This window comes from Novosphingobium sp. GV079, assembly GCF_003058045.1.
In the GTDB taxonomy this organism is placed as follows: Bacteria; Pseudomonadota; Alphaproteobacteria; order Sphingomonadales; family Sphingomonadaceae; genus Novosphingobium; species Novosphingobium capsulatum.
Genome location: NZ_QBUE01000002.1, coordinates 63,391 through 82,291, shown reverse-complemented (window position 1 = coordinate 82,291; position 18,901 = coordinate 63,391). Strand labels below are relative to the sequence as shown.

The 18,901-nt window shown below is 65.4% G+C and carries 15 protein-coding genes; 6 read left to right on the top strand and 9 right to left on the bottom strand.

What is annotated here, in order from left to right; translation table 11 throughout:
- Window positions 1–76 precede the first annotated feature (76 nt).
- The gene (locus tag C8K14_RS02225; RefSeq protein WP_107715738.1) at window positions 77–892 is read left to right on the top strand and encodes a hypothetical protein; all 816 of its coding nucleotides are present in this window, start codon (window positions 77–79) and stop codon (window positions 890–892) included.
- A gap of 12 nt (window positions 893–904) precedes the next feature.
- Here C8K14_RS02225 and C8K14_RS02220 read toward each other — a convergent pair whose 3' ends face one another.
- The 3 genes from C8K14_RS02220 to C8K14_RS02210 form a co-directional block, all read right to left on the bottom strand.
- Complete coding sequence (locus C8K14_RS02220) at window positions 905–2,812, bottom strand: methyl-accepting chemotaxis protein (RefSeq protein ID WP_107715566.1); 1,908 nt, start codon at window positions 2,810–2,812, stop codon at window positions 905–907.
- A gap of 129 nt (window positions 2,813–2,941) precedes the next feature.
- Window positions 2,942–4,966 (bottom strand): DNA topoisomerase IV subunit B, encoded by a 2,025-nt coding sequence (locus C8K14_RS02215; RefSeq protein WP_107715565.1) that lies wholly within the window; start codon window positions 4,964–4,966, stop codon window positions 2,942–2,944.
- 69 nt (window positions 4,967–5,035) lie between these two features.
- Window positions 5,036–6,241, bottom strand: coding sequence for a penicillin-binding protein activator (locus C8K14_RS02210; RefSeq protein WP_369974354.1), 1,206 nt, complete (start codon window positions 6,239–6,241; stop codon window positions 5,036–5,038).
- Between the two features lie 39 nt (window positions 6,242–6,280).
- Here C8K14_RS02210 and rsmI point away from each other — a divergent pair, with 39 nt between their 5' ends.
- The 4 genes from rsmI (at window position 6,281) to C8K14_RS02190 (ending at window position 9,308) form a co-directional block, all read left to right on the top strand.
- Window positions 6,281–7,123 (top strand): 16S rRNA (cytidine(1402)-2'-O)-methyltransferase, encoded by an 843-nt coding sequence (rsmI, locus tag C8K14_RS02205; RefSeq protein ID WP_107715564.1) that lies wholly within the window; start codon window positions 6,281–6,283, stop codon window positions 7,121–7,123.
- A 10-nt stretch (window positions 7,124–7,133) separates the two neighbouring features.
- Window positions 7,134–7,484, top strand: coding sequence for a YraN family protein (locus C8K14_RS02200; protein WP_107715563.1), 351 nt, complete (start codon window positions 7,134–7,136; stop codon window positions 7,482–7,484).
- A gap of 200 nt (window positions 7,485–7,684) precedes the next feature.
- A complete protein-coding gene (gene gshB, locus C8K14_RS02195) occupies window positions 7,685–8,635 on the top strand; it encodes a glutathione synthase (RefSeq protein ID WP_107715562.1) in 951 nt (316 codons plus the stop codon).
- 43 nt (window positions 8,636–8,678) lie between these two features.
- Entirely contained in the window at window positions 8,679–9,308 is a 630-nt protein-coding gene (locus C8K14_RS02190; RefSeq protein ID WP_107715561.1) for a DedA family protein, read from the top strand.
- A gap of 96 nt (window positions 9,309–9,404) precedes the next feature.
- On the opposite strand, the gene accC is transcribed toward C8K14_RS02190, so the two are convergent.
- From accC to C8K14_RS02165, 5 genes are all read right to left on the bottom strand, one after another.
- Complete coding sequence (gene accC, locus C8K14_RS02185) at window positions 9,405–10,757, bottom strand: acetyl-CoA carboxylase biotin carboxylase subunit (RefSeq protein WP_022675256.1); 1,353 nt, start codon at window positions 10,755–10,757, stop codon at window positions 9,405–9,407.
- A 13-nt stretch (window positions 10,758–10,770) separates the two neighbouring features.
- Entirely contained in the window at window positions 10,771–11,265 is a 495-nt protein-coding gene (gene accB / locus C8K14_RS02180; protein WP_054130953.1) for an acetyl-CoA carboxylase biotin carboxyl carrier protein, read from the bottom strand.
- Window positions 11,266–11,384: 119 nt separating this feature from the next.
- The gene (gene aroQ / locus C8K14_RS02175; protein ID WP_022675254.1) at window positions 11,385–11,843 is read right to left on the bottom strand and encodes a type II 3-dehydroquinate dehydratase; all 459 of its coding nucleotides are present in this window, start codon (window positions 11,841–11,843) and stop codon (window positions 11,385–11,387) included.
- 94 nt (window positions 11,844–11,937) lie between these two features.
- Window positions 11,938–12,360 carry a hypothetical protein gene (locus C8K14_RS02170; RefSeq protein WP_133726746.1) on the bottom strand — a complete coding sequence of 141 codons (423 nt, stop codon included), beginning with the start codon at window positions 12,358–12,360 and terminating at the stop codon, window positions 11,938–11,940.
- A gap of 75 nt (window positions 12,361–12,435) precedes the next feature.
- Window positions 12,436–13,785, bottom strand: a complete 1,350-nt coding sequence (locus C8K14_RS02165) for an aldehyde dehydrogenase family protein (RefSeq protein ID WP_107715559.1) — start codon at window positions 13,783–13,785, stop codon at window positions 12,436–12,438.
- 932 nt (window positions 13,786–14,717) lie between these two features.
- Here C8K14_RS02165 and C8K14_RS02160 point away from each other — a divergent pair.
- Entirely contained in the window at window positions 14,718–15,131 is a 414-nt protein-coding gene (locus C8K14_RS02160) for a hypothetical protein (RefSeq protein WP_107715558.1), read from the top strand.
- Window positions 15,132–15,133: 2 nt separating this feature from the next.
- On the opposite strand, the gene C8K14_RS02155 is transcribed toward C8K14_RS02160, so the two are convergent.
- Window positions 15,134–18,895, bottom strand: a complete 3,762-nt coding sequence (locus C8K14_RS02155) for a conjugal transfer protein TraG N-terminal domain-containing protein (RefSeq protein ID WP_107715557.1) — start codon at window positions 18,893–18,895, stop codon at window positions 15,134–15,136.
- Window positions 18,896–18,901 lie beyond the last annotated feature (6 nt).

Sequence of the window (18,901 nt, the reverse complement as noted above, 5' to 3'; positions counted from 1 at the left end):
TGGTATAGGGCGGCCGCTTGCAGGAGTGTCCGCGCGCATGCGCGGCGCACGGGCACCCTGCGGTGACGGAGCCTTGATGCAAGACGTGCTGCTTGCGGAAGGGGGTGGGCGCTATGGCGCAGACCCTCGCCGCCGTTCCATCTCGTTCGTGCTGGCGTTGGCCATGTCGCTGCTTTTGCTGGCGGCACTTCTCTCCGTGGGCCTTTACGAGCCACCGGCCAAGCATGAGGGGGGCACGCTCACCGCGGTCAATCTGTCCGCTGCGGCCGGCGACAAGAGCGAAAACCCCACACCCAAGCAGCAGAAGGCCGCCCAGCAGGCCACCCATGCCACGGCGACCGCGCCCGCTGCTGCCATTCCGCCGCGCGTGGTCGTGCCGACGGACAACAAGGTGGTCTGGCCCGAGGGCTTCATCCCGATGAAGCGGTCAGACTTTGCCGCGTCCGACATTTCCAAGCTGGCCGGCCCCGCTGGCACCGGCAGCGCGGCGCAGCAGGCCTCGGCCGGCGGTGGCGGCGGCGGCACCGCCGGCACCGCGCCCGATGGTTCGCGCCTTTACAATGCGCAGTGGTATCGCGAGCCGCGCGACGCAGAAATCGATGGCTATATGCGGCCGGGGCAAGCCTCGGGCCGGTGGGCGATCATCGCCTGCCGCACGATTGCCGATTACCATGTCGACGATTGCCAGGAACTGGACGAAAGCCCGCGCGGCTCGGGCATGGCCCGGGTGCTGCGCCAGGCTGCCTGGCAATTCCTGGTCCGTCCCCCGCGCATCAACGGCACGCCCCAGGTCGGCGCCTGGGTGCGCATCCGTTTCGATTTCATCCGTGGCAAGCGCAACGATGACGCCGGCGGCAGCGACGGCGCCAGCGGTCCCAGCGGCGACGGCTGAGCCGAGCGCCCATCAGAACTCGGACCAGTCTTCCATGCCGCTGCCTCCGCCGCCAGCCGCGCTGATCTTGCGCGGGGCGGGGGTAGCGGCGGGGGTGGGCAGGGCGCGCGGCGCCGGTGCTGCCACTGGCGTGGGAACGGGCAGGGGGGCAGGGCCCGCCGAAGGGACGGCAACAACCGCTGGCGCGCGGTGTGCGGGGCCGCTGCTGCCCGCGCGGAAGCGGGCGACCAGGTTGCCCAGCGCGTCGGCCTCGCTCGCCAGGGTGCGGGCGGCGGCCGTGCTTTCTTCGACCATGGCGGCGTTCTGCTGGGTCATCCGGTCGAGCGAGCCGACGGTTTCATAGACCTTCTTCACGCTGTCAGATTGATCGGCGGTGGCTTCGGCAATACCCGCGACAAGGCCGCGCACGTTGCCGATGCGGGCGATGATCGCCTCCAGTGCCTCGCCGGTGCGGGTCACCAACTGGACCCCGGCGGCGACCTGGCCGGTGCTTTCCCCGATCAACCCCTTGATATCGCGTGCGGCGTCGGCCGAGCGGCGGGCGAGGGCGCGCACTTCGGTGGCGACCACGGCAAAGCCCTTGCCGGCGTCGCCCGCGCGCGCCGCCTCCACCCCGGCGTTGAGAGCAAGCAGGTTGGTCTGGAAGGCAATACCATCGATCAGGTCGATGATCTGGTTGATCGTCTGCGACGAGCGGGCAATGCCATCCATCGCCGCCACTGCTTCGGTCACCACCTGGCCGCCGTCGCTGGCAGCCAGAGCGGTTTCCTCGATCGTGTGGCGCACGGCTTCGGCCTTGGCCGCGCTATCGTCCACCATCGCCGTCACGTTGCGCATGGCGGTGGCGGCGGTTTCCAGTTGCGCCGCCTGGGCCTCGGTACGGTGGGCAAGATCGTCAGACGCGGCGCGGATCTCGGTCGATCCGGTGCGCACGTTATCGGCCGCGCTGGTCACCGCGCCGATCACTTTGCCCAGTTCGGCCGCCATGGTGTTGAAATCGTCGCGCAGCTGGGCAAACGGGCCTTCGAGCCCGCCCTCGATCCGCGCCGCCAGGTTGCCGCTCTTGAGGTCGGCCAGGGCCACGCCCAGCGTGCGCACGATCAGGTCCACCTGCGCTGCCTTGGCCGCGTCGGCCGTGGCGAGTTGGTCGCGCAGTGCGCCAAAGGCACGGGCCAGGTCGCCGAGTTCATCCGCGCTGTCAGCGTGATCGACCTGCGCTGTGCGGTCTCCCGCGCCCAGCCGGGTGAGCGCCTGGGTCACCTCGGCTACCGGGCGGGCGACCAGGCGTTCGAGCAGGCGGTAGCTCCACACCAGGACCGCGATCAGCCCAGCCAGCGCGCCCAGCCCGGTGATCAGCGAAAACCAATATGCCTGGTTGGCCGCGGCCGTCGCCTGGGTGATATGGCCACGCTGATAGTCGATCAGCTTGTCGAGGCTGGAATCGATACCCTGGGCCAGTTCCTCGTTTTGCTGGATCAACCCCTGGGCTTCGGCCATGTGGGCCTGGCCGGCCAGGGCCTGCACCTGTTCGGCCGCAGTGGCATAGCTGGTCCAGCCCTTGGCGAAATCGCCGACAAAGCCGGCTTCGTTGGCATCCAGGTCGGTGGCCTTGAGGCTGGTCACCGCCTTGTCGATCATCGCGCGGTTTTCGGCGATGCGCGCGGTGTAGCGGGCGGCCGTCTGGCTGGATGACGGCATGGTGAGCGCGCGCAGATCGGCGTCGATCTGGGCAATCGCGGTGTCCATGCCATTGGCCAGGAGCGCCTGCGGCACGTGGTCGCCGGTGATTTCAGCGTCGTTGGCGCTGATCTGGTGCAGCCCGGCACTGATCATCGCCAGGGCCGCCATGATCATCGCGGCAATGATCACGAAAAGCCGCGACAGCTTGCGGCGGATCGGCGCGTTCTTGAGATATTCCATCGACACTCACCTGGCCAGCCGGCAGCGCAGGCCGCCGGTTCTCGAACAGATGAAATGCCACAGTCTGCTTAGGTGCCTTTCAATGCCGGGCTAAGCGAAAGCGCCTAGTCCGGACAGCCGCGCCAAGCCTCAGGCGTCGATCAGGTCGCGGTCCAGATCGCCGGCGCGGTTCTGGATGAACATGAAGCGGTGTTCGGGGTTGCGGCCCATCAGGCGGTCGACCAGGTCTTTCACTGCCGCGCGGCCTTCGTATTCGGGCGGTAGGGTGATGCGCAGCAGGCTGCGGCTGGCGGGCGCCATGGTGGTTTCGCGCAACTGGCCGGGGTTCATTTCGCCCAGGCCCTTGAACCGGCCCACGTCCACCTTCTTGCCCTTGAACTTGGTCGATTCCAGTTCGGCGCGGTGCGCGTCGTCGCGGGCATAGGCCGAAACCGTGCCGGCGGTGAGGCGATAGAGCGGCGGCTGCGCCAGGTAGAGATGCCCGCGCTTCACGATCTCGGGCATTTCCTGGAAGAAATAGGTCATCAGCAGCGTGGCGATGTGCGCGCCGTCGACGTCGGCGTCAGTCATGATGATCACGCGGTCATAGCGCAGCGCGTCGGGGTTGCAGTCCTTGCGCGTGCCGCAGCCGAGCGCCAGGCACAGATCGGCGATTTCCTGGTTGGCGCGGATCTTGTCGGCCGTGGCGCTGGCGACGTTGAGGATCTTGCCGCGAATGGGCAGGATCGCTTGCGTCTTGCGGTCACGCGCCTGCTTGGCACTGCCGCCAGCCGAATCGCCTTCGACGATGAACAGTTCGGTTTCGCCGCTGCCTTCGCCCGAACAATCGGTCAGCTTGCCGGGCAGGCGCAGCTTGCGCGCATTGGTGGCGGTCTTGCGCTTGACCTCGCGCTCCGCCTTGCGGCGCAGGCGATCGTCCATCCGCTCCATCACCGCGCCGAGCAATGCGCGGCCACGGTCCATGTTGTCGGTAAGGAAATGGTCGAAATGGTCGCGCACTGCCGCTTCCACCAGCCGTGCGGCTTCGGGCGAGGTGAGGCGGTCCTTGGTCTGGCTCTGGAACTGGGGATCGCGGATGAACACCGACAGCATGATCTCGCTGCCGGTGATCATGTCTTCGGGCGTGATATCCTTGGCCTTTTTCTGGCCAACCAGTTCACCAAACGCGCGAATGCCGCGCGTCAGCGCCGCGCGCAGGCCCTGCTCGTGCGTGCCGCCATCAGGGGTGGGAATGGTGTTGCAGTACCAGGAATAGGCCCCGTCAGACCACAGCGGCCAGGCGATCGCCCATTCCACGCGGCCCATTTCCTGCCCATCGGGCCCGGCGGGAAAGTCCTGCCGCCCGGCAAAGGGCAGGGCCGTCACGCATTCGCGGCCCTTGACCTGTTCGGCCAGGTGATCGGCCAGGCCGCCGGGGAACTGGAACACCGCCTCGGCCGGGGTATCGTCGGCAATAAGCGCGGGATCGCACTTCCAGCGGATTTCCACCCCGGCAAACAGATAAGCCTTGGACCGCACCAGGCGGAACAGGCGCGCCGGTTTGAACTTGGCGTCGGCGCCAAAGATCGTGGCGTCGGGAATGAAGGTGACGGCCGTGCCGCGCCGGTTGGGCGCATTGCCGACGCGGGCCAGCGGGCCCTTGGCCAGGCCGCAGGAAAACTCCTGCGCATAGAGTTCCTTGTTCCGCGCGACTTCCACCCGGGTGAGGGTGGACAGCGCGTTGACCACCGAAATCCCCACGCCATGGAGACCGCCCGAGGTGGCATAGGCCTTGCCCGAAAACTTGCCGCCCGAATGCAGCGTGGTGAGGATCACCTCCAGCGCAGACTTGCCGAGATACTTGGGGTGCTCGTCAACCGGGATGCCGCGCCCGTTGTCGGTGATCGTCACCTTGCCGGCGGCGCCATCGGCAGCTTCCAGGAAAACCTCGATGCGGTTGGCATGGCCCGCGACGGCTTCGTCCATCGCGTTGTCGAGCACTTCGGCAACCAGATGGTGCAGCGCGCGCTCGTCCGTCCCGCCGATATACATGCCGGGGCGGCGTCGCACCGGTTCCAGCCCTTCAAGCACCTCGATGGCAGAGCCATCATAGCTTTCTTGCGGGCTGCCCTGGGGCAGCTTGTCGAACAGGGAGCTGGAATCGTCTGTCGCCATGAGAACGGCTATAGAACACGCGCGAATTGCCGCGCAAGCCGTGCCGGCCCCCTTATCCGATGGAATCGCCTAGTTCGTGAACTTTTCCGGCGCGCGCGACACCGTCACCACGGTGCCGCCCGAAACCTCGCGCACTTCCAGCGCGCGCTCGGCCACGCCATTGGCGTTAAAGCGGAAAACGCCATCGGTGCCGATGAAGCCATCGGTGGCATAGAGCTTGGCCGTGGGGAACAGCGTGCCCGGCTTCCAGCTGCGCGCGATATTGAGCGTGAGCAGCACCGAATCATACCCCAGCGTGGCGATGCGCGCGGGCGCGGCGCCAAACCGCTGGCGGTAGGACTGTTCAAAGCGCGGCAGGCGATCATCGGAAATCGCGGCGAACCACGCGCCCTTCATCGCCGGGGTGCGGGCGAGCGTCGGATCACCCTTCCACAGTTCGGTGCCCAGCAGGCGGGTGCCCTTGGCAAAGGGCGCGGCCTGCACCGCGATGCGCGCGCCATCGCCGATCAGCAGCGCATCGATCGGCCCGCGCGCCTTGACCCGGCGCACCGCGCTCGCGGCCGAGGTATTGCTGCGGTCATAGGTTTCGATGGCAGTCAGGCGAATGCCCTGCATCCGTGCGGCATCGGTCAGCGCGATGCTCACCCGCTGGCCATAAGTGCCGCTTGGCACGATCGCACCCACGGTGCGGATGCCCTGGCTGTGGGCATAGCCGATCACGCGGGCGATCGATTGGCCGGGCACCTGGCCCAGCACGAAGACATCGCGATCGGCCACCGCGCTGTCGTTGGAATAGGTGATCATCGGCACCTTGGCCTGGCGGGCTACACCAGCCACGGCGCTGACATCTTCCGAGGTCAGCGGGCCCAGGATCAGGCGGTTGCCATCGAGTACGGCCTTGCTGGCCGCTGCGGCAGCACCAGCGCCGGTATCATAGGTGGTGATGCGCAAGGACTGCGCATTGGTGTCGAGCAGGGCCATCGTGGTGGCATTGGCAATCGCCTGGCCCACCGCGGCGTTGGGGCCGGTCAGCGGCACCAGCAGCGCCACGCGGTGGCGGCCGGCATCGCTCGGCAGCACATTTTCTTGCGGCGCGGTTTCGCGCGGCGGGGGCGGGGTGCCTGGCGTTCCGGGCTTGGGAATGACCGAACAGCCGGCCAGCAGCGCCGCCGGCAGCGACAGCGCCAGCCACTGGCCCATGCGGCGGCGGCTCAAGCCGGAAGGCGCCCTGCTGCCGTCCGCAATGCCGTTGTTGCCGCTCTTGCCCATCATCATCTGCTTGCCGCTCCCGTAAGGCCGGTCCATGGAAAAGGAATGGATACACCACCCCTTGCGCCCGGGCTCTATATCGTGGCCACGCCCATCGGCAATCTTGGCGATATCACCGCCCGTGCCGCCGACATCCTCGCCCGGTGTGACGTCATAGCCTGCGAAGATACCCGCGTCACGGGCAAGTTGCTCAATCATCTGGGAATCCGCAAGGCCATGCGCCGCTATGATGACCACGCCTCGGCCGATGTGCGCGAGCGGCTGCTCGGTGAAATGGCCGAAAAGTCGGTCGTGCTGGTATCTGACGCCGGCACGCCGCTGATTTCCGACCCCGGCTATCGCCTGGTGCGCGAGGCACGTGAACTGGGCCTTGCCGTCACCAGCGTGCCGGGGCCGAGCGCGATGATCGTGGCGCTGACGCTGGCAGGCCTGCCGACCGACCGCTTCATGTTTGCCGGTTTCCTGCCGTCCAAGGACAAGGCGCGCGGCGATGTGCTGGCCGAACTGGCCGCAACGCCGGCCACGCTAGTGTTCTATGAAACCGGGCCGCGTCTGGTTGCCTCGCTCACGGCGATGGAACAGCATCTGCCGGGGCGCGAACTGGCCGTCGCGCGCGAATTGACCAAGCTGCACGAGGAATGCCGCAGCGGCACGCCCGAAGAACTGATCGCGCACTACTCTGCCCATCCGCCCAAGGGTGAGATCGTGCTGCTGGCCGGCCCACCGCCCGCGCCTGCTGCGCCAGCGGGCGATGACGTCGACACACTGCTGCGCGCCGCGCTGGAGCACCTGTCGCCCTCGCAGGCGGCCGGGCAGGTGGCCAAGGCGCACGGCCTTGATCGCAAGGCGCTTTATGCCCGTGCCATGGCGCTGAAAGAGGCCCCGTGAAGAGGGTGGCATGAACCGCGCCCGGGCGGAGGCACAGGGCCGTCGCGGCGAATGGCTGGCCGGGCTCTACCTGATGCTCACCGGCTGGCGCGTGCTGGCGCGGCGGGTGAAGATCGGCGTGGGCGAGGTGGACCTGGTCGCGCGGCGGGGCCGCACCGTAGCCTTTGTCGAGGTGAAATGGCGGGCCAGCGCGGCCGCGCTCGATACCGCGATCGACGCCCGCCGCCTGGCGCGGGTTGCCCGTGCGGCGCAGGCACTGGCGCCGCGCTATGCTGGGCCAGGCGATGATGTGCGCATCGATGTGATCCTGATTGCGCCGGGCCGCTGGCCGCGCCGCATCGTCAACGCCTGGCAGCCGTGACCATCAGGCGTGTACCAGGCCCGGCACGTCGATCAGTACCACCGCGCAGGCAATCAGGCACAGAAACGGGGTGATAAGCCGGGCGGCAAGCATGGTTGATTTTTCCTGATGCGGTTGCGGCTCCTTTTTGGTCGCGCTGCTGCCAATTCGCCTTTAAACGGGCCACCCGCAAGACCACGGATATCATTCGGAGCACTGCCTTGACCCTGCGCGTTGCGGTCCAGATGGACCCTCTCCATTCGATCAAGATCGGTGGCGATTCGACCTTTGCCCTGATGCTGTCCGCCCAGGCGCGCGGGCATGAACTGTGGTATTACCACGTCACCAGCCTGGCCTGGGAAGCGGGCCGGGTAACGGCCGATGCGGCGCCAGTCACGGTGCAGCACGTCGAAGGCGATCACTATCACCTGGGTGAGACGCGCAAGATCGATCTGGGCCGCGATGTCGATGTCGTGCTGATGCGGCAGGACCCGCCGTTTGACCTGGGCTATATCACCGCCACGCACTTGCTGGAGCGGCTGGAGGGCGAGACCCTGGTGGTCAACGATCCCCGCTCGGTCCGCAATGCGCCCGAAAAGGTCTATGTCCTCGACTATGCGCGCTTCATGCCGCCCACGCTGATCACGCGTTCGGCGCTCGACGTGCGCGCGTTCCAGCACAAGCATGGTGACCGCGCCGTGGTGGTCAAGCCGCTGCATGGCAATGGCGGCAAGGCGGTGTTCAAGATTGATGCCGATGGCGGCAACCTGTCGGCGCTGGCCGAACTGTTCGGCCAGGTCTGGCCCGAACCGTTCATGGTCCAGCCCTTCCTTCCCGAAGTGGCCGAGGGCGACAAGCGCATCGTGCTGGTCGATGGCGAAGTGGCCGGCGCGATCAACCGCAAGCCGGGCGAGGGCGAGTTCCGCTCCAACCTGGCGGTGGGCGGCTACGCCGAGGCCGCCACCCTGACCGCGCGCGAGCAGGAAATCTGCGAAGCCATGGGTCCCGAGCTGAAAAAGCGCGGCCTGATCTTCGTGGGCATCGACGTGATCGGCGGCAAGTGGCTCACCGAAATCAATGTCACCTCGCCCACCGGCATCGTCGCGATCGACCGGTTCAACGGCAGCGATACCGGCAGCATGATCTGGGACGCGATCGAACGGCGGATTTGATTTTTGCGCGGGGCCGTTTGCGGCTCCGCGCGTTGTTCCGACCATGAACGACTGGATTTTGCAGCTTATTGCCGACGGCGGCTATTGGGGCATCGCGTTCCTGATGGCGCTGGAAAACATCTTTCCGCCCATCCCCTCCGAGGTGATCATGGGGCTCGGCGGCATTGCCGTGGCCCAGGGGCGCATGGATGTGGTGCCGCTGATGATCTTCGGCACGGTCGGCTCCACGCTGGGCAATTATGCCTGGTTCCTGCTTGGCCGCCATCTTGGCTATCAGCGGCTGCGGCCGTTCGTGGCGCGCTATGGCCGCGTTTTGACGCTCGATTGGCCGGCGATGCGCCGCCTCGTTGCGTTCTTTCGCCGCCACGGGCAATGGGTGGTGTTCGTGATGCGGTTTTCGCCGGCGATGCGGACGATGATCTCGCTGCCGGCGGGCCTCGCCGCCATGGGCCATGCGCGCTTTCTGGTCTTCACCTTTGCCGGCGCGGCGATCTGGAACGGTTTGCTGGTCTGGGCCGGCTGGCACCTGGGGCAGCACTATGAAAAGGTGGCCGCCTATACCGGGCCGGCCTCGCTCGGGCTCACAGCCGTGCTGGTCGGCGCCTATCTCTGGCGCGTTGCCACGTGGAAGCCGCGGGAAGTTCAGCGGGACCCCGGATCAAGTCCGGGGTGACGTAAATCTATTGTCGTCGTCACCCCGGACTTGATCCGGGGTCCCGCTTGTCCAAGCAACAAAAAAGGCCGCATCTTGCGATGCGACCTTTTCGTGTTACTTGCCGCCGCCCTGGGCCAGCCATTCCTCAAGATACTTGATCGAATAGCCGCCATCGAGAACCGTCGGATCTTCCAGCAGCCGCTGGTGCAGCGGGATCGAGGTCTTGACCCCGTCGATCACCATTTCCTCCAGCGCGCGCTTGAGGCGCATGATGCAGCCTTCGCGGGTGCGACCATAGACGATCAACTTGGCGATCATCGAATCGTAATAGGGCGGGATCTTGTAGCCGGCATAGAGCCCGCTATCGACGCGCACGTGCATGCCACCGGCCGCGTGATAGCTCTTCACCAGGCCCGGTGAGGGCGCGAACGTGAAGGGATCTTCCGCGTTGATGCGGCACTCGATCGCGTGGCCCTTGAACTCGATCTCGTCCTGCGTCACCGACAGCGGCTTGCCGTCGGCAATACGGATCTGCTCGCGCACCAGGTCGACGCCGGTGATCGCTTCGGTCACCGGGTGTTCCACCTGCAGGCGGGTGTTCATTTCGATGAAATAGAACTCGCCGTTTTCCCACAGGAACTCGATCGTGCCGGCGCCGCGATAGCCCATGTCGGCCATCGCCTTGGCCACAACGCCACCCATGCGGGCGCGCTCGTCAGACGAGATGACCGGCGAGGGGGCTTCTTCCAGCACCTTCTGGTGGCGGCGCTGCAACGAGCAGTCGCGCTCGCCCAGGTGGATGGCCTTGCCATTGCCGTCGCCAAAGATCTGGAATTCGATGTGGCGCGGATTGCCCAGATACTTTTCGAGGTACACCGTGGCATCGCCGAACGCAGCCTTGGCTTCAGAACCAGCCTGCTGCATCAGCGTGGCGAGGTCATCCGGGCTGTTGCACACCTTCATGCCGCGCCCGCCGCCGCCAGAAGCGGCCTTGATGATCACCGGATAGCCGATTTCCTCGGCGATCTTGCGGGCTTCTTCCACATCGGAAATCGCGCCGTCCGAACCGGGCACCAGCGGCAGGCCGAGCGCGCCGGCGGTGCGCTTGGCTTCCACCTTGTCGCCCATCGTGCGGATGTGCTCGGGCTTGGGACCGATCCAGGTAATGTCGTGCGCTTCGACGATTTCGGCAAAGCGCGCGTTTTCCGACAGGAAGCCATAGCCGGGGTGGATCGCGTCGGCCTGGGTGATCTCGGCCGCCGAAATGATCGCGGCGATGTTGAGATAGCTGTCCTTGGCGGCGGGCGGCCCGATGCACACGGCATGGTCTGCCAGGCGCACGTGCATGGCATCGGCGTCGGCGGTGGAATGCACCGCCACCGTTTCGATGCCCATTTCGTGCGCGGCGCGATGGATGCGCAGCGCGATTTCGCCGCGATTGGCGATCAGCAGGCGCTTGATGGCCATCTTTTCTATGTCCTTAGCCGATGACCACGAGCGGCTGGTCGTATTCGACCGGCTGCGCGTTTTCGACCAGGATCGCCTTGATCGTGCCGGTGGCCGGCGCGGTGATCGGGTTCATCACCTTCATCGCTTCCACGATCAGCAGCGTGTCACCGGCCTTCACCGCCTGGCCCACCGCGATGAACGCGGGCGCGCCTGGCTCGGGGGTGAGATAGCAGGTGCCGACCATCGGCGATTTCACCGCGCCGGCCAGATCGGCGGCGGCGGGAGCGGCGTCTGCCGCAGGGGCGGGGGCTGCAGCGGCCGGCGCGGCCACGGCAGCAGCAGGCGCTGCCACCATGTGTGCCACCGGGGCGGCCGTCAGCGTGCGCGCCACGCGGATCTTGCGGGCACCGTCTTCCACTTCGATTTCGGAAAGCCCGGTGTCGGCCAGCAGTTCGGCCAGTTCGCGCACAAGCGCGCTGTCGATTGCCATGGTTGCGGCGGGCTTGTCGCCGGTGTCGTGGCCCATTGTTAACCTCACAGGTGGGAAAGTCTGGCGCAGCGCCATGCCCGCACGGGGGCGCGCTGGCAAGGGGAAAGGCAGGCGAAATCGCCCACCCTTCGGGGAAAAACCGGGCCTAAGCGCGGTTAAAGATGCAAAACCGCGTCGAGCGCGACGATATAGCTCGCCGCCCCGAACCCGGCGACAGTGGCCTTGGCCGCCATGCCAACATAGCTCTTGTGGCGGAATTCCTCGCGCTTGTGCGGGTTGGAAAGGTGCACTTCGATCACCGGGGTGACGATGCCCTTGATCGCATCGTGCAGCGCCACGCTGGTGTGGGTATAGGCGCCGGCATTGAGCAGCACCGCGCGCGCGCCCACGGCCTGGGCCTCGTGCAGCCAGTCGATTAGGTGGCCTTCATGATTCGATTGGCGCACGTCCACCGTCAGGCCCAGGTCCTGGGCGCGGTCTTCCAGGCGGCCGGCAATATCGTCGAGCGTATCGTGGCCATAGATGGCCGGCTCGCGCATGCCCAAAAGGTTGAGGTTCGGCCCGTTGAGCACGAACACCACGGGCGCGGTGGCAGGGGCGGCGGTATCGGTCATGATCGGGCTAAACTCCTGCCGGGAACGGTGCGCGGGTGATAGCGCCTTGTTCCATGGGTGCAAGAGCTGTGCCTTGGCTGCAAGAGGCAGCCGATCAGGAAGCGACTGGCGGGCTGCCCACATCGACCGGGCCAGGCACGCCGACCGGCGGCGGCTGGATCACCAGTTGCGGTCCTTCGTTGTCGGGCTGGAAATCGGCCGATGGCTGGTTGTCGCTTTGCTGCTGCTGGTCGACGTCACCTTCCACCGGCGGCTGGTCTTCCGAGGTTGCCTCCTGGCTGTCGCTCTCGTCGCTCACGGTGCCGGTCGTGACGGGTGACGTCGATCCAGCAGCGGCCTCTGCTGCCGCCGCGCGCTTTTCCGCGGCAGCGGCCTTGGCCTCGGCCGCGGCAATGCGCTCTTCCATCTTGCGGTCGCGCTCGCTTTCGCAACCGGCCAGGGCCAGGCTGCCCACGGCCAGCGCCATGAGCGAAAGACGGGGCAGGTGCATGCGCAAGGGTCTGGACAGGTTGGGCATCTTGAACCCGAGCCTAGCAGCCAAAGGTTACCGCAAGCTAACCACCATGACGCCGCAACCTGTCCCTCCTCCGGCTTACTGGTGGCGATAGACCGCGCGTTCATGGCTGAAGCACTTGAAGCCGAAATAGCCGTGGTAGCTGCCCATGCCGCTGGTGTTCACGCCGCCAAACGGCAGGTTGTTTTCCAGGTAGTGCGAGAACACACCGTTGACGGTGACCCCGCCAGACGAGGTACGGGCCAAGACCGTCTCGACCACGTTTTCGTCGGGGCTATAGACATACAAGGCCAGCGGCTTGTCGCGCGCCTCGATATAGCCGATCGCCTGGTCGAGCGATTCATAGGTCATCACCGGGATGACCGGCGCAAAAATCTCGTCCTGCAGGATGGTCATTTGCGGCGTCACGTCGGTGAGCATGGTCGGGTGGATGGTCAGGTCTTCGGCCTCGAACGTGCCGCCCACGGCCACCGTGGCGCCCTTGGCCACGGCATCATCAAACATGCCTTTCACGCGATCGAAATTGGCCTGGTTGACGACCTGGGCAATGCCATCCTTTTTCAACTGGCCATCGTCGCCATAGAGATTGGCGCGGACGCTGGCGGCAAAGCCTTCGACCAGCGCGGCTTTCTGCGCTTCCTTGACGAAGACATAGTCGGGGCTGATGCAGGCCTGCCCGCCGTTGAACTGCTTGGCGGCGGCCAGTTGCGCTGCGACCTTGCCGATATCGGCACCGTCATCGACGATCACCGGCGACTTGCCGCCCAGTTCGAGCGTGACCGTGGTCAGATGCTTTGCCGCCGCTGCCATGACGATCTTGCCCACGCGCGGGCTGCCGGTGAAGAAGATATGTGAAAACGGCAGGTCGAGCAGCGCCGTGGCCACCGAAACGTCGCCTTCGAACAGCGCGACATCCTTCTCGTCGAATGCCTCGCGAATGATCGTCGCCGCAACGCGGGCGGTCGCCGGGCACAGGTCGGTCAGCTTGACGATGCAGGTGTTGCCCGCCGCAATCGCTGCCGCCACTGGCCCGAGTGCCAGGCCGAGCGGAAAGTTCCACGGCCCGAGGACGAGGCAGACACCCCGTGCTTCGTAGATGATCTGTGCGCGATCGGCCGGATTGAGCGACGGCGTCACCTCGGTCGGCGCCATCCAGGCATCGAGATTGTCGATATTGCGCTGGATATTGCCGGTTACATTGAGCACCTCGGTGACGCGGATCTCGCCCACCGGCTTGCGCGTGTCTTCCAGCACGGCGGCAATAATGGCGTCGGCATGGGCCTCCACTGCCGCCTTCAGCCGTGCCAGCTTGGCCTTGCGCACTTCTGCACTCGATGCCTTGGCCTCCCACTGATGCGCCTGTTGCAGGGCAAAGACGCGACGGATGTCGTCGGCAAGGTCGGCGGCGGTCGGGGCGGTCGTCGTCATGGCTATCGCATCCTGCTCAGTGTTTTTGTTCGTTAGACACACTAACTAGTGCAGGGGCCGCTGGCAACGATGTCCGAAGGGGTGGGCGCGGGTTGCCGGCCTGCCGATGTGGCAGTGGCGCGCTGGCGTTAATATCGGGGTTGGTCACGGACGGTCGCACGACTCAGCCAGGCTCACCAAGGGATCGGGGCGGTCAGCAACGCATATCGGGAGAGGATTTTCTGGCACGTCGATCTGTCCCGCCAGCGCCGCTTGCGCGGAATTTCGGGGAGCCCCCAGAGGGGTAGGATATCGACTATGTCAGTGAAAAATTGGTCGGGACAATAGATCACATTTCGAACTTCTTCCTGGTTCCAACGCTTGAATCTCGACAGTTGGTTGCGCGTTTTCGCGCCGCGTTCAGAGACGCGGCGTGAAGGTGCGGTTTCAAAAATTCAGTGGGCGGCTTCGGGATGATCGAGGCTGCCCGTCGAGCTTTTGCGTCATGCTTCATGAATGGCGGAAGACGTAGGCACGTTGTCGTACAGGTTCAAAATTCCCAATCGGGGTATGTAGCACTGCACGCATTCCGGTTCGTTCATCGAGTCACTCGTGATGTCAGGGCGCGAATGATCAGTCCGATGCCAGCTTAATGCGCAGATTGAAGGTCCGTGGCACGGGGCAAGCAGGTTCAAGACCTCTTCGGTCCTGTAGCGCAGCTTGCCTTCCGGTTCGTTCTTTCAATGTTGCGATCCTTGATCGGACGCATGTTATGCCAGGTGAGAATGTCTCCTTCGAAGTTGTGGAGGGATTTTCGATAATCGTGATGGGGAGGGAGGCGGTTTAAGGGGATCGATATGGGCGTGTGAGCGCGCAATTGTTCGTTGCTTCGTCAGAACCGCGTTTCCCGCCTCCGCGAAACGGGCTATATTGGAACTTGAAGGGATACGTCGATGGAACGTGACAGCGAGCCAGAGAATTCGAAGGTCGAAGCTGTAGTTCCAGCGCCGCACATCCGCCTGCGCGATTATCTCTGGCACCCCCGGATCGCCAAAATCTGGTGGTCCGGATCGCTGGCGTGGTGGGCAGGCTTTGCTCTTGCGCAGCAAACCGGCTGGCTACTCGATTTCTACGAGACGGCCACCTCTGGCTATCTCAACATCCTGTTCTATCCGATGACCACTGCTGCGGTACTCGGCGTGCCTTTTGTGTGGGCCAAGCTGGATCGTGGCGACTGGGTGCTGATCACGCCGACGCATGAGCAGATGTTCCCGCCCCGGTCCGTGGGCGGGATGCGTGACCCTGCGGCTGACCCTTTGGACCCGCGATCCGGGTTGCATTGGCAGTGGTTCCATCATCGCAAATGACATCACTTGTCTCGGCGATCCTTGAAGCTGCTATCGCTATCGCCTGATCCATGATCGGGATCGATGGAGAAACGACCAGATTTGAGGACCGAGGATTGCTCGATCGAGGTCAGCGGCCCGGTGATGTCGAAGGTGCCGCGTCCAGAATCGGCCTGATCGAGGTAGCGGTTACGCAAGCCGTCCTGTCCGAGAATCTGGTTATGCAGTTCCTGCGTGAAGGTTTGGACCGGATCGTGAGAATGAGCGGCTTTGCGCTCGGCTGCCGCAATCGCATTGCGGACATCGTAGTTCACGATGTCCATGCTGGCTTCCGCATTCTCGGTAGTGATCCCGCGATCAGTGCTGGTAAAGCCGATCCCGCCGCTAATCCCGGCACCGACAGAGCCTCCACCCGACTTGCTGGCACTGCCGCCACCTCCACGGCCAGCGGACGCAGATATCCCGGCGTTGATGTCCGTGCCCATCGAGGTCTGGTCCTGCGCCGAGCGTGAGAGGCTTCGCTGCCACCCGGTCTGCGCCACGATCGCTTGCACGTCGCGGGTGAGCGTATCGGCGACCTGCGGCTTCAAACGCCACTGTCCCTTGCGATCCATCTCGAACCCACCCTTGAGCCAGTTCGCCATCATCGCCTGACCCTGCTGGCCATCACCAAGGAAATGCTCGACGGTATCGGGGCCGGCCTGCTTGCCCGCCTCGAAGCGGGTGCTGGTATCCGAACGCGCCGACTGGCTGTAGCCAGTGCTGCTGGAGACGAGCAGATCGTTATGCGCGAAGCTGAAGCGCGCCCGCCCGCCATTGGCGACGGCGCCGAGCTGGCTTTCGTTGATGAGGCCGCCCTTCCACAGCGCCGCGGCGGTCTCGGGCGTCAGATTAAGGTTGAGATCGCCGTTCTGGTCCATGGCGATCTGCCGTTTGGTCAGGTTCACGCCATGGTCTGCCAGCAGCTTCTGCATCCGGGTCAGGCGCTCATTGTCGACGATCCGGCCAAGCCGCTCGTTGCGGGCGCGATCGGTAACGCCGCCGACACCACCTTCTGCCATATCGGTCTGATTTCCTGCGGTGCGGGTGAGGGCCTGCATAAAGCTGTCGAGCCGCGCCGCCTCACGCACCGAGACGCCGGCGGCCGCCGCGCCCTGGGCAAAGCCGGCATTGTCGGCCTGGCGGCGCTCCTCACCGATGCGTGCGGAAGAACGCGTGCCAGCGGTACCGACCTCGCGCTGGGCATCAAGCTTGCCCGACCTTTCAGCAAAGTCGTAGCCCGCCGCTTCGCGGGTCCGACTGTAGACGCCGGTATGCTCGCGGGCCGCTTCGGCGGTGGCGCCGTCGGCCGTCCCCAATTGGGTTGCGGCATTATAGGTTTCGAGAGCGTGCATGACCTGCGCCTCGTTGCGACCCGTCGCACGGGACAACTGGGTGACGGCGGAAGAACGAGCCTCGCCGCTGAGGCCGTTGATGAAGGAGATACGGCGGCTGGTTTCACCGAGCGAGAGTCCCAGCATGGCGGCGGCGTGACGTTGCCCGGCATTGCTGCCGGTACGCCAGGCCTGCTCGGTCGCGACATTGCCGCGCTCGGTGGCGGCGACATGGCTGCTTGCGAAGTCGCGGCGGCCTTCCATGGCGCCGACCTGCACTTCGGCCCCGGTGATGTCGTTACGCAGCATCTGTTCCTGGTCGAAGGCATTGGCCGAGAGCTTGGCGAAAGTCGGATCGGCCGAGGCCTGGGCGATGACGGTCGAGGCCTTCAGTGCTGCATCCTTGACATCATAGCCAGTGCGCTCGAAATGCCGCTGCGCGCCCGATTGCATCATGTCATAGGCGCGGGTGTCGCCGAAGGCTTTCCACTGCACCATGTTCTGGCTGAAGGCGGCAAAGGCGCGTTCGCCTGCCTGGCCCTGGCCGAAGTAGCCGGTGCCGAGGCTGCGCAGCGCATCCTTTTCGGCAAAATTATGGATGGCGCCGGTCGCGGCATTGGCGCGCACGGCTTGGGCGACCGCGGGATTGGAAAGATCGCGTCCGGCCAGTGCCGGGGCGAGGCCGCCGAGTTCGCGTAATGCATCGATCCCGCCAAGGGCAAAGGCGGCGCCTCCGACAAGCCCGTTGCCGTGCTCGCCGATCACCGTGCCTGCCATGCCGAAACCGCGGTTAGCGCCGAAGTTGCTGCGTTCGCCAAAGTCCCCGAAGCTGGACGAAGCCCCGCTCCTCGCCATCGTGCCTGCGGCGGAAGCCTGCGACTCGAGTGCGGAAGCATAACCTTCCTTCGTCATCAGCGGCGCGGCGGCGGCGGTACCCAAGCCCTGGGCCTGTAGGGCTTCGCCGGTGAATGCGGTGAAGACGTTGCCCGACAGGCGGAACACGGTGAACACGAACGCCCCGGCCAGCCCGGCGGCGGCGGTGCGGAACGAGCCGAAGATGGCGAGCGCTTTCATCGCCGAGGACGGCGCCAGCATCCAGGCATTGGCCGCGACATGGTTGGAGCGCATCTCGGCCAGCACGTCCATCGCCCGGCCATGGGTCAGTTGGTAGATGCCAGCATCGATCACGCCCCAGAGCGCCACGAACACGAACAGGCCGAAGGTGAAGCTGGCGACGCGCAGATTGATGGGGGTCAGGATGAACAGCAGGGCGATCGGCGTCATGAACAGCATGATGCCGAACACGGTGGCGCGGATGGTCGGCATCCATTCATTGGCCACCGACATGGTGGTGAGGCCGCTCGAGATCACCGCCCGGTTGGCCATGACCCGTGAGGCGGTCGCCGGGCTGTCCTCGAACAGCACATCGCCCACGGCGTTGCCGAGCATCACGTCGGTCATGAAGGCCGGCATGGTCAGCGGCGTTCCCATCATCATGTCGCCCATGTTCCAGAGCTGGCTCTTGCAGCGGGTCAACTGGTTCACATCGGTCACGTCATAGCCGGTACGCTGGCAGACCTGTTTGGCGTAATCATCGAACAAGGTGGAATCGGAGAGGCGCGTCTGGATGGCGCTCCAGGCATCCGAACAGCTCATCGTCGTCCCCGCCTTGTCGGCGGAGGTGTAGACGGTCGAGTAGGTTGCGGGACCAGCCATCGCCGCGAAGGTGGCGGGCAGGTCGGTCGAGGTGTGAAACAACTGATCATCATCGACATTGTAAGCGCCCGAGGTGCGCGCCACCGGGTAGCATTGGCGGACATAATCCTTGATCGTCGCGTCAAGGAACGTGTCAGTCATCGGCCCCCGCGGGGACACCGCGTTCAAGAACAGGTCGAAGGCATGGCCGCCGGCGCCGAACTCCAGCTTGGCGTTGGGATCGGTGGTGTTGTCGTCGATCACCTCGGAGAGCGCCCGCTCCATGAGGTTAGTGGTGCCTGCGACCACGACGATGAGATTGGGCACGCCGCCGACCGGCTGATAGGCGTTGCGCACCTTGTCGTAGACATGGACCGTGCCCGTCGTCGACACCAGCCCCACGAACAGGCCGATGCCGACCAGCATCTGGAAACCGAACGCGACTAGCCCCATGCCCTGGCCCCGCACGCTGGCGAGCAGAGCACCCAGCGCAATGCCCGCGACCGCGCAGATCACCACCAGCGTCTCGTAGCGCGGATCGGCGAAGATCAGCGCAACGAGGTGGAAGGCGTCGACCGTCTCGGCAAAGCCGTCATAGGTATAATAGCTCGTATCGACGGCCAGCGCGGGGGTGGCGCCAAGGGCGAGGGGAGCTGCGAGCAGAAGCGCGGCAAGCGAGCGGTCAGAACGGAACAGGCGCGAAAAGGGGAGGCGCATGGCGGG

Coding starts and splice junctions, on each gene's coding strand:
- C8K14_RS02200 (WP_107715563.1), top strand. CDS start 7,134: ATGAACCGCGCCCGGGCGGAGGCACAGGGCCGTCGCGGCGAATGGCTG.
- C8K14_RS02155 (WP_107715557.1), bottom strand. CDS start 18,895: ATGCGCCTCCCCTTTTCGCGCCTGTTCCGTTCTGACCGCTCGCTTGCC.
- C8K14_RS02210 (WP_369974354.1), bottom strand. CDS start 6,241: ATGATGATGGGCAAGAGCGGCAACAACGGCATTGCGGACGGCAGCAGG.
- accB (WP_054130953.1), bottom strand. CDS start 11,265: ATGGGCCACGACACCGGCGACAAGCCCGCCGCAACCATGGCAATCGAC.
- C8K14_RS02225 (WP_107715738.1), top strand. CDS start 77: ATGCAAGACGTGCTGCTTGCGGAAGGGGGTGGGCGCTATGGCGCAGAC.
- C8K14_RS02215 (WP_107715565.1), bottom strand. CDS start 4,966: ATGGCGACAGACGATTCCAGCTCCCTGTTCGACAAGCTGCCCCAGGGC.
- C8K14_RS02170 (WP_133726746.1), bottom strand. CDS start 12,360: ATGCCCAACCTGTCCAGACCCTTGCGCATGCACCTGCCCCGTCTTTCG.
- rsmI (WP_107715564.1), top strand. CDS start 6,281: ATGGATACACCACCCCTTGCGCCCGGGCTCTATATCGTGGCCACGCCC.
- C8K14_RS02220 (WP_107715566.1), bottom strand. CDS start 2,812: ATGGAATATCTCAAGAACGCGCCGATCCGCCGCAAGCTGTCGCGGCTT.
- accC (WP_022675256.1), bottom strand. CDS start 10,757: ATGGCCATCAAGCGCCTGCTGATCGCCAATCGCGGCGAAATCGCGCTG.
- C8K14_RS02190 (WP_107715561.1), top strand. CDS start 8,679: ATGAACGACTGGATTTTGCAGCTTATTGCCGACGGCGGCTATTGGGGC.
- C8K14_RS02165 (WP_107715559.1), bottom strand. CDS start 13,785: ATGACGACGACCGCCCCGACCGCCGCCGACCTTGCCGACGACATCCGT.
- aroQ (WP_022675254.1), bottom strand. CDS start 11,843: ATGACCGATACCGCCGCCCCTGCCACCGCGCCCGTGGTGTTCGTGCTC.
- C8K14_RS02160 (WP_107715558.1), top strand. CDS start 14,718: ATGGAACGTGACAGCGAGCCAGAGAATTCGAAGGTCGAAGCTGTAGTT.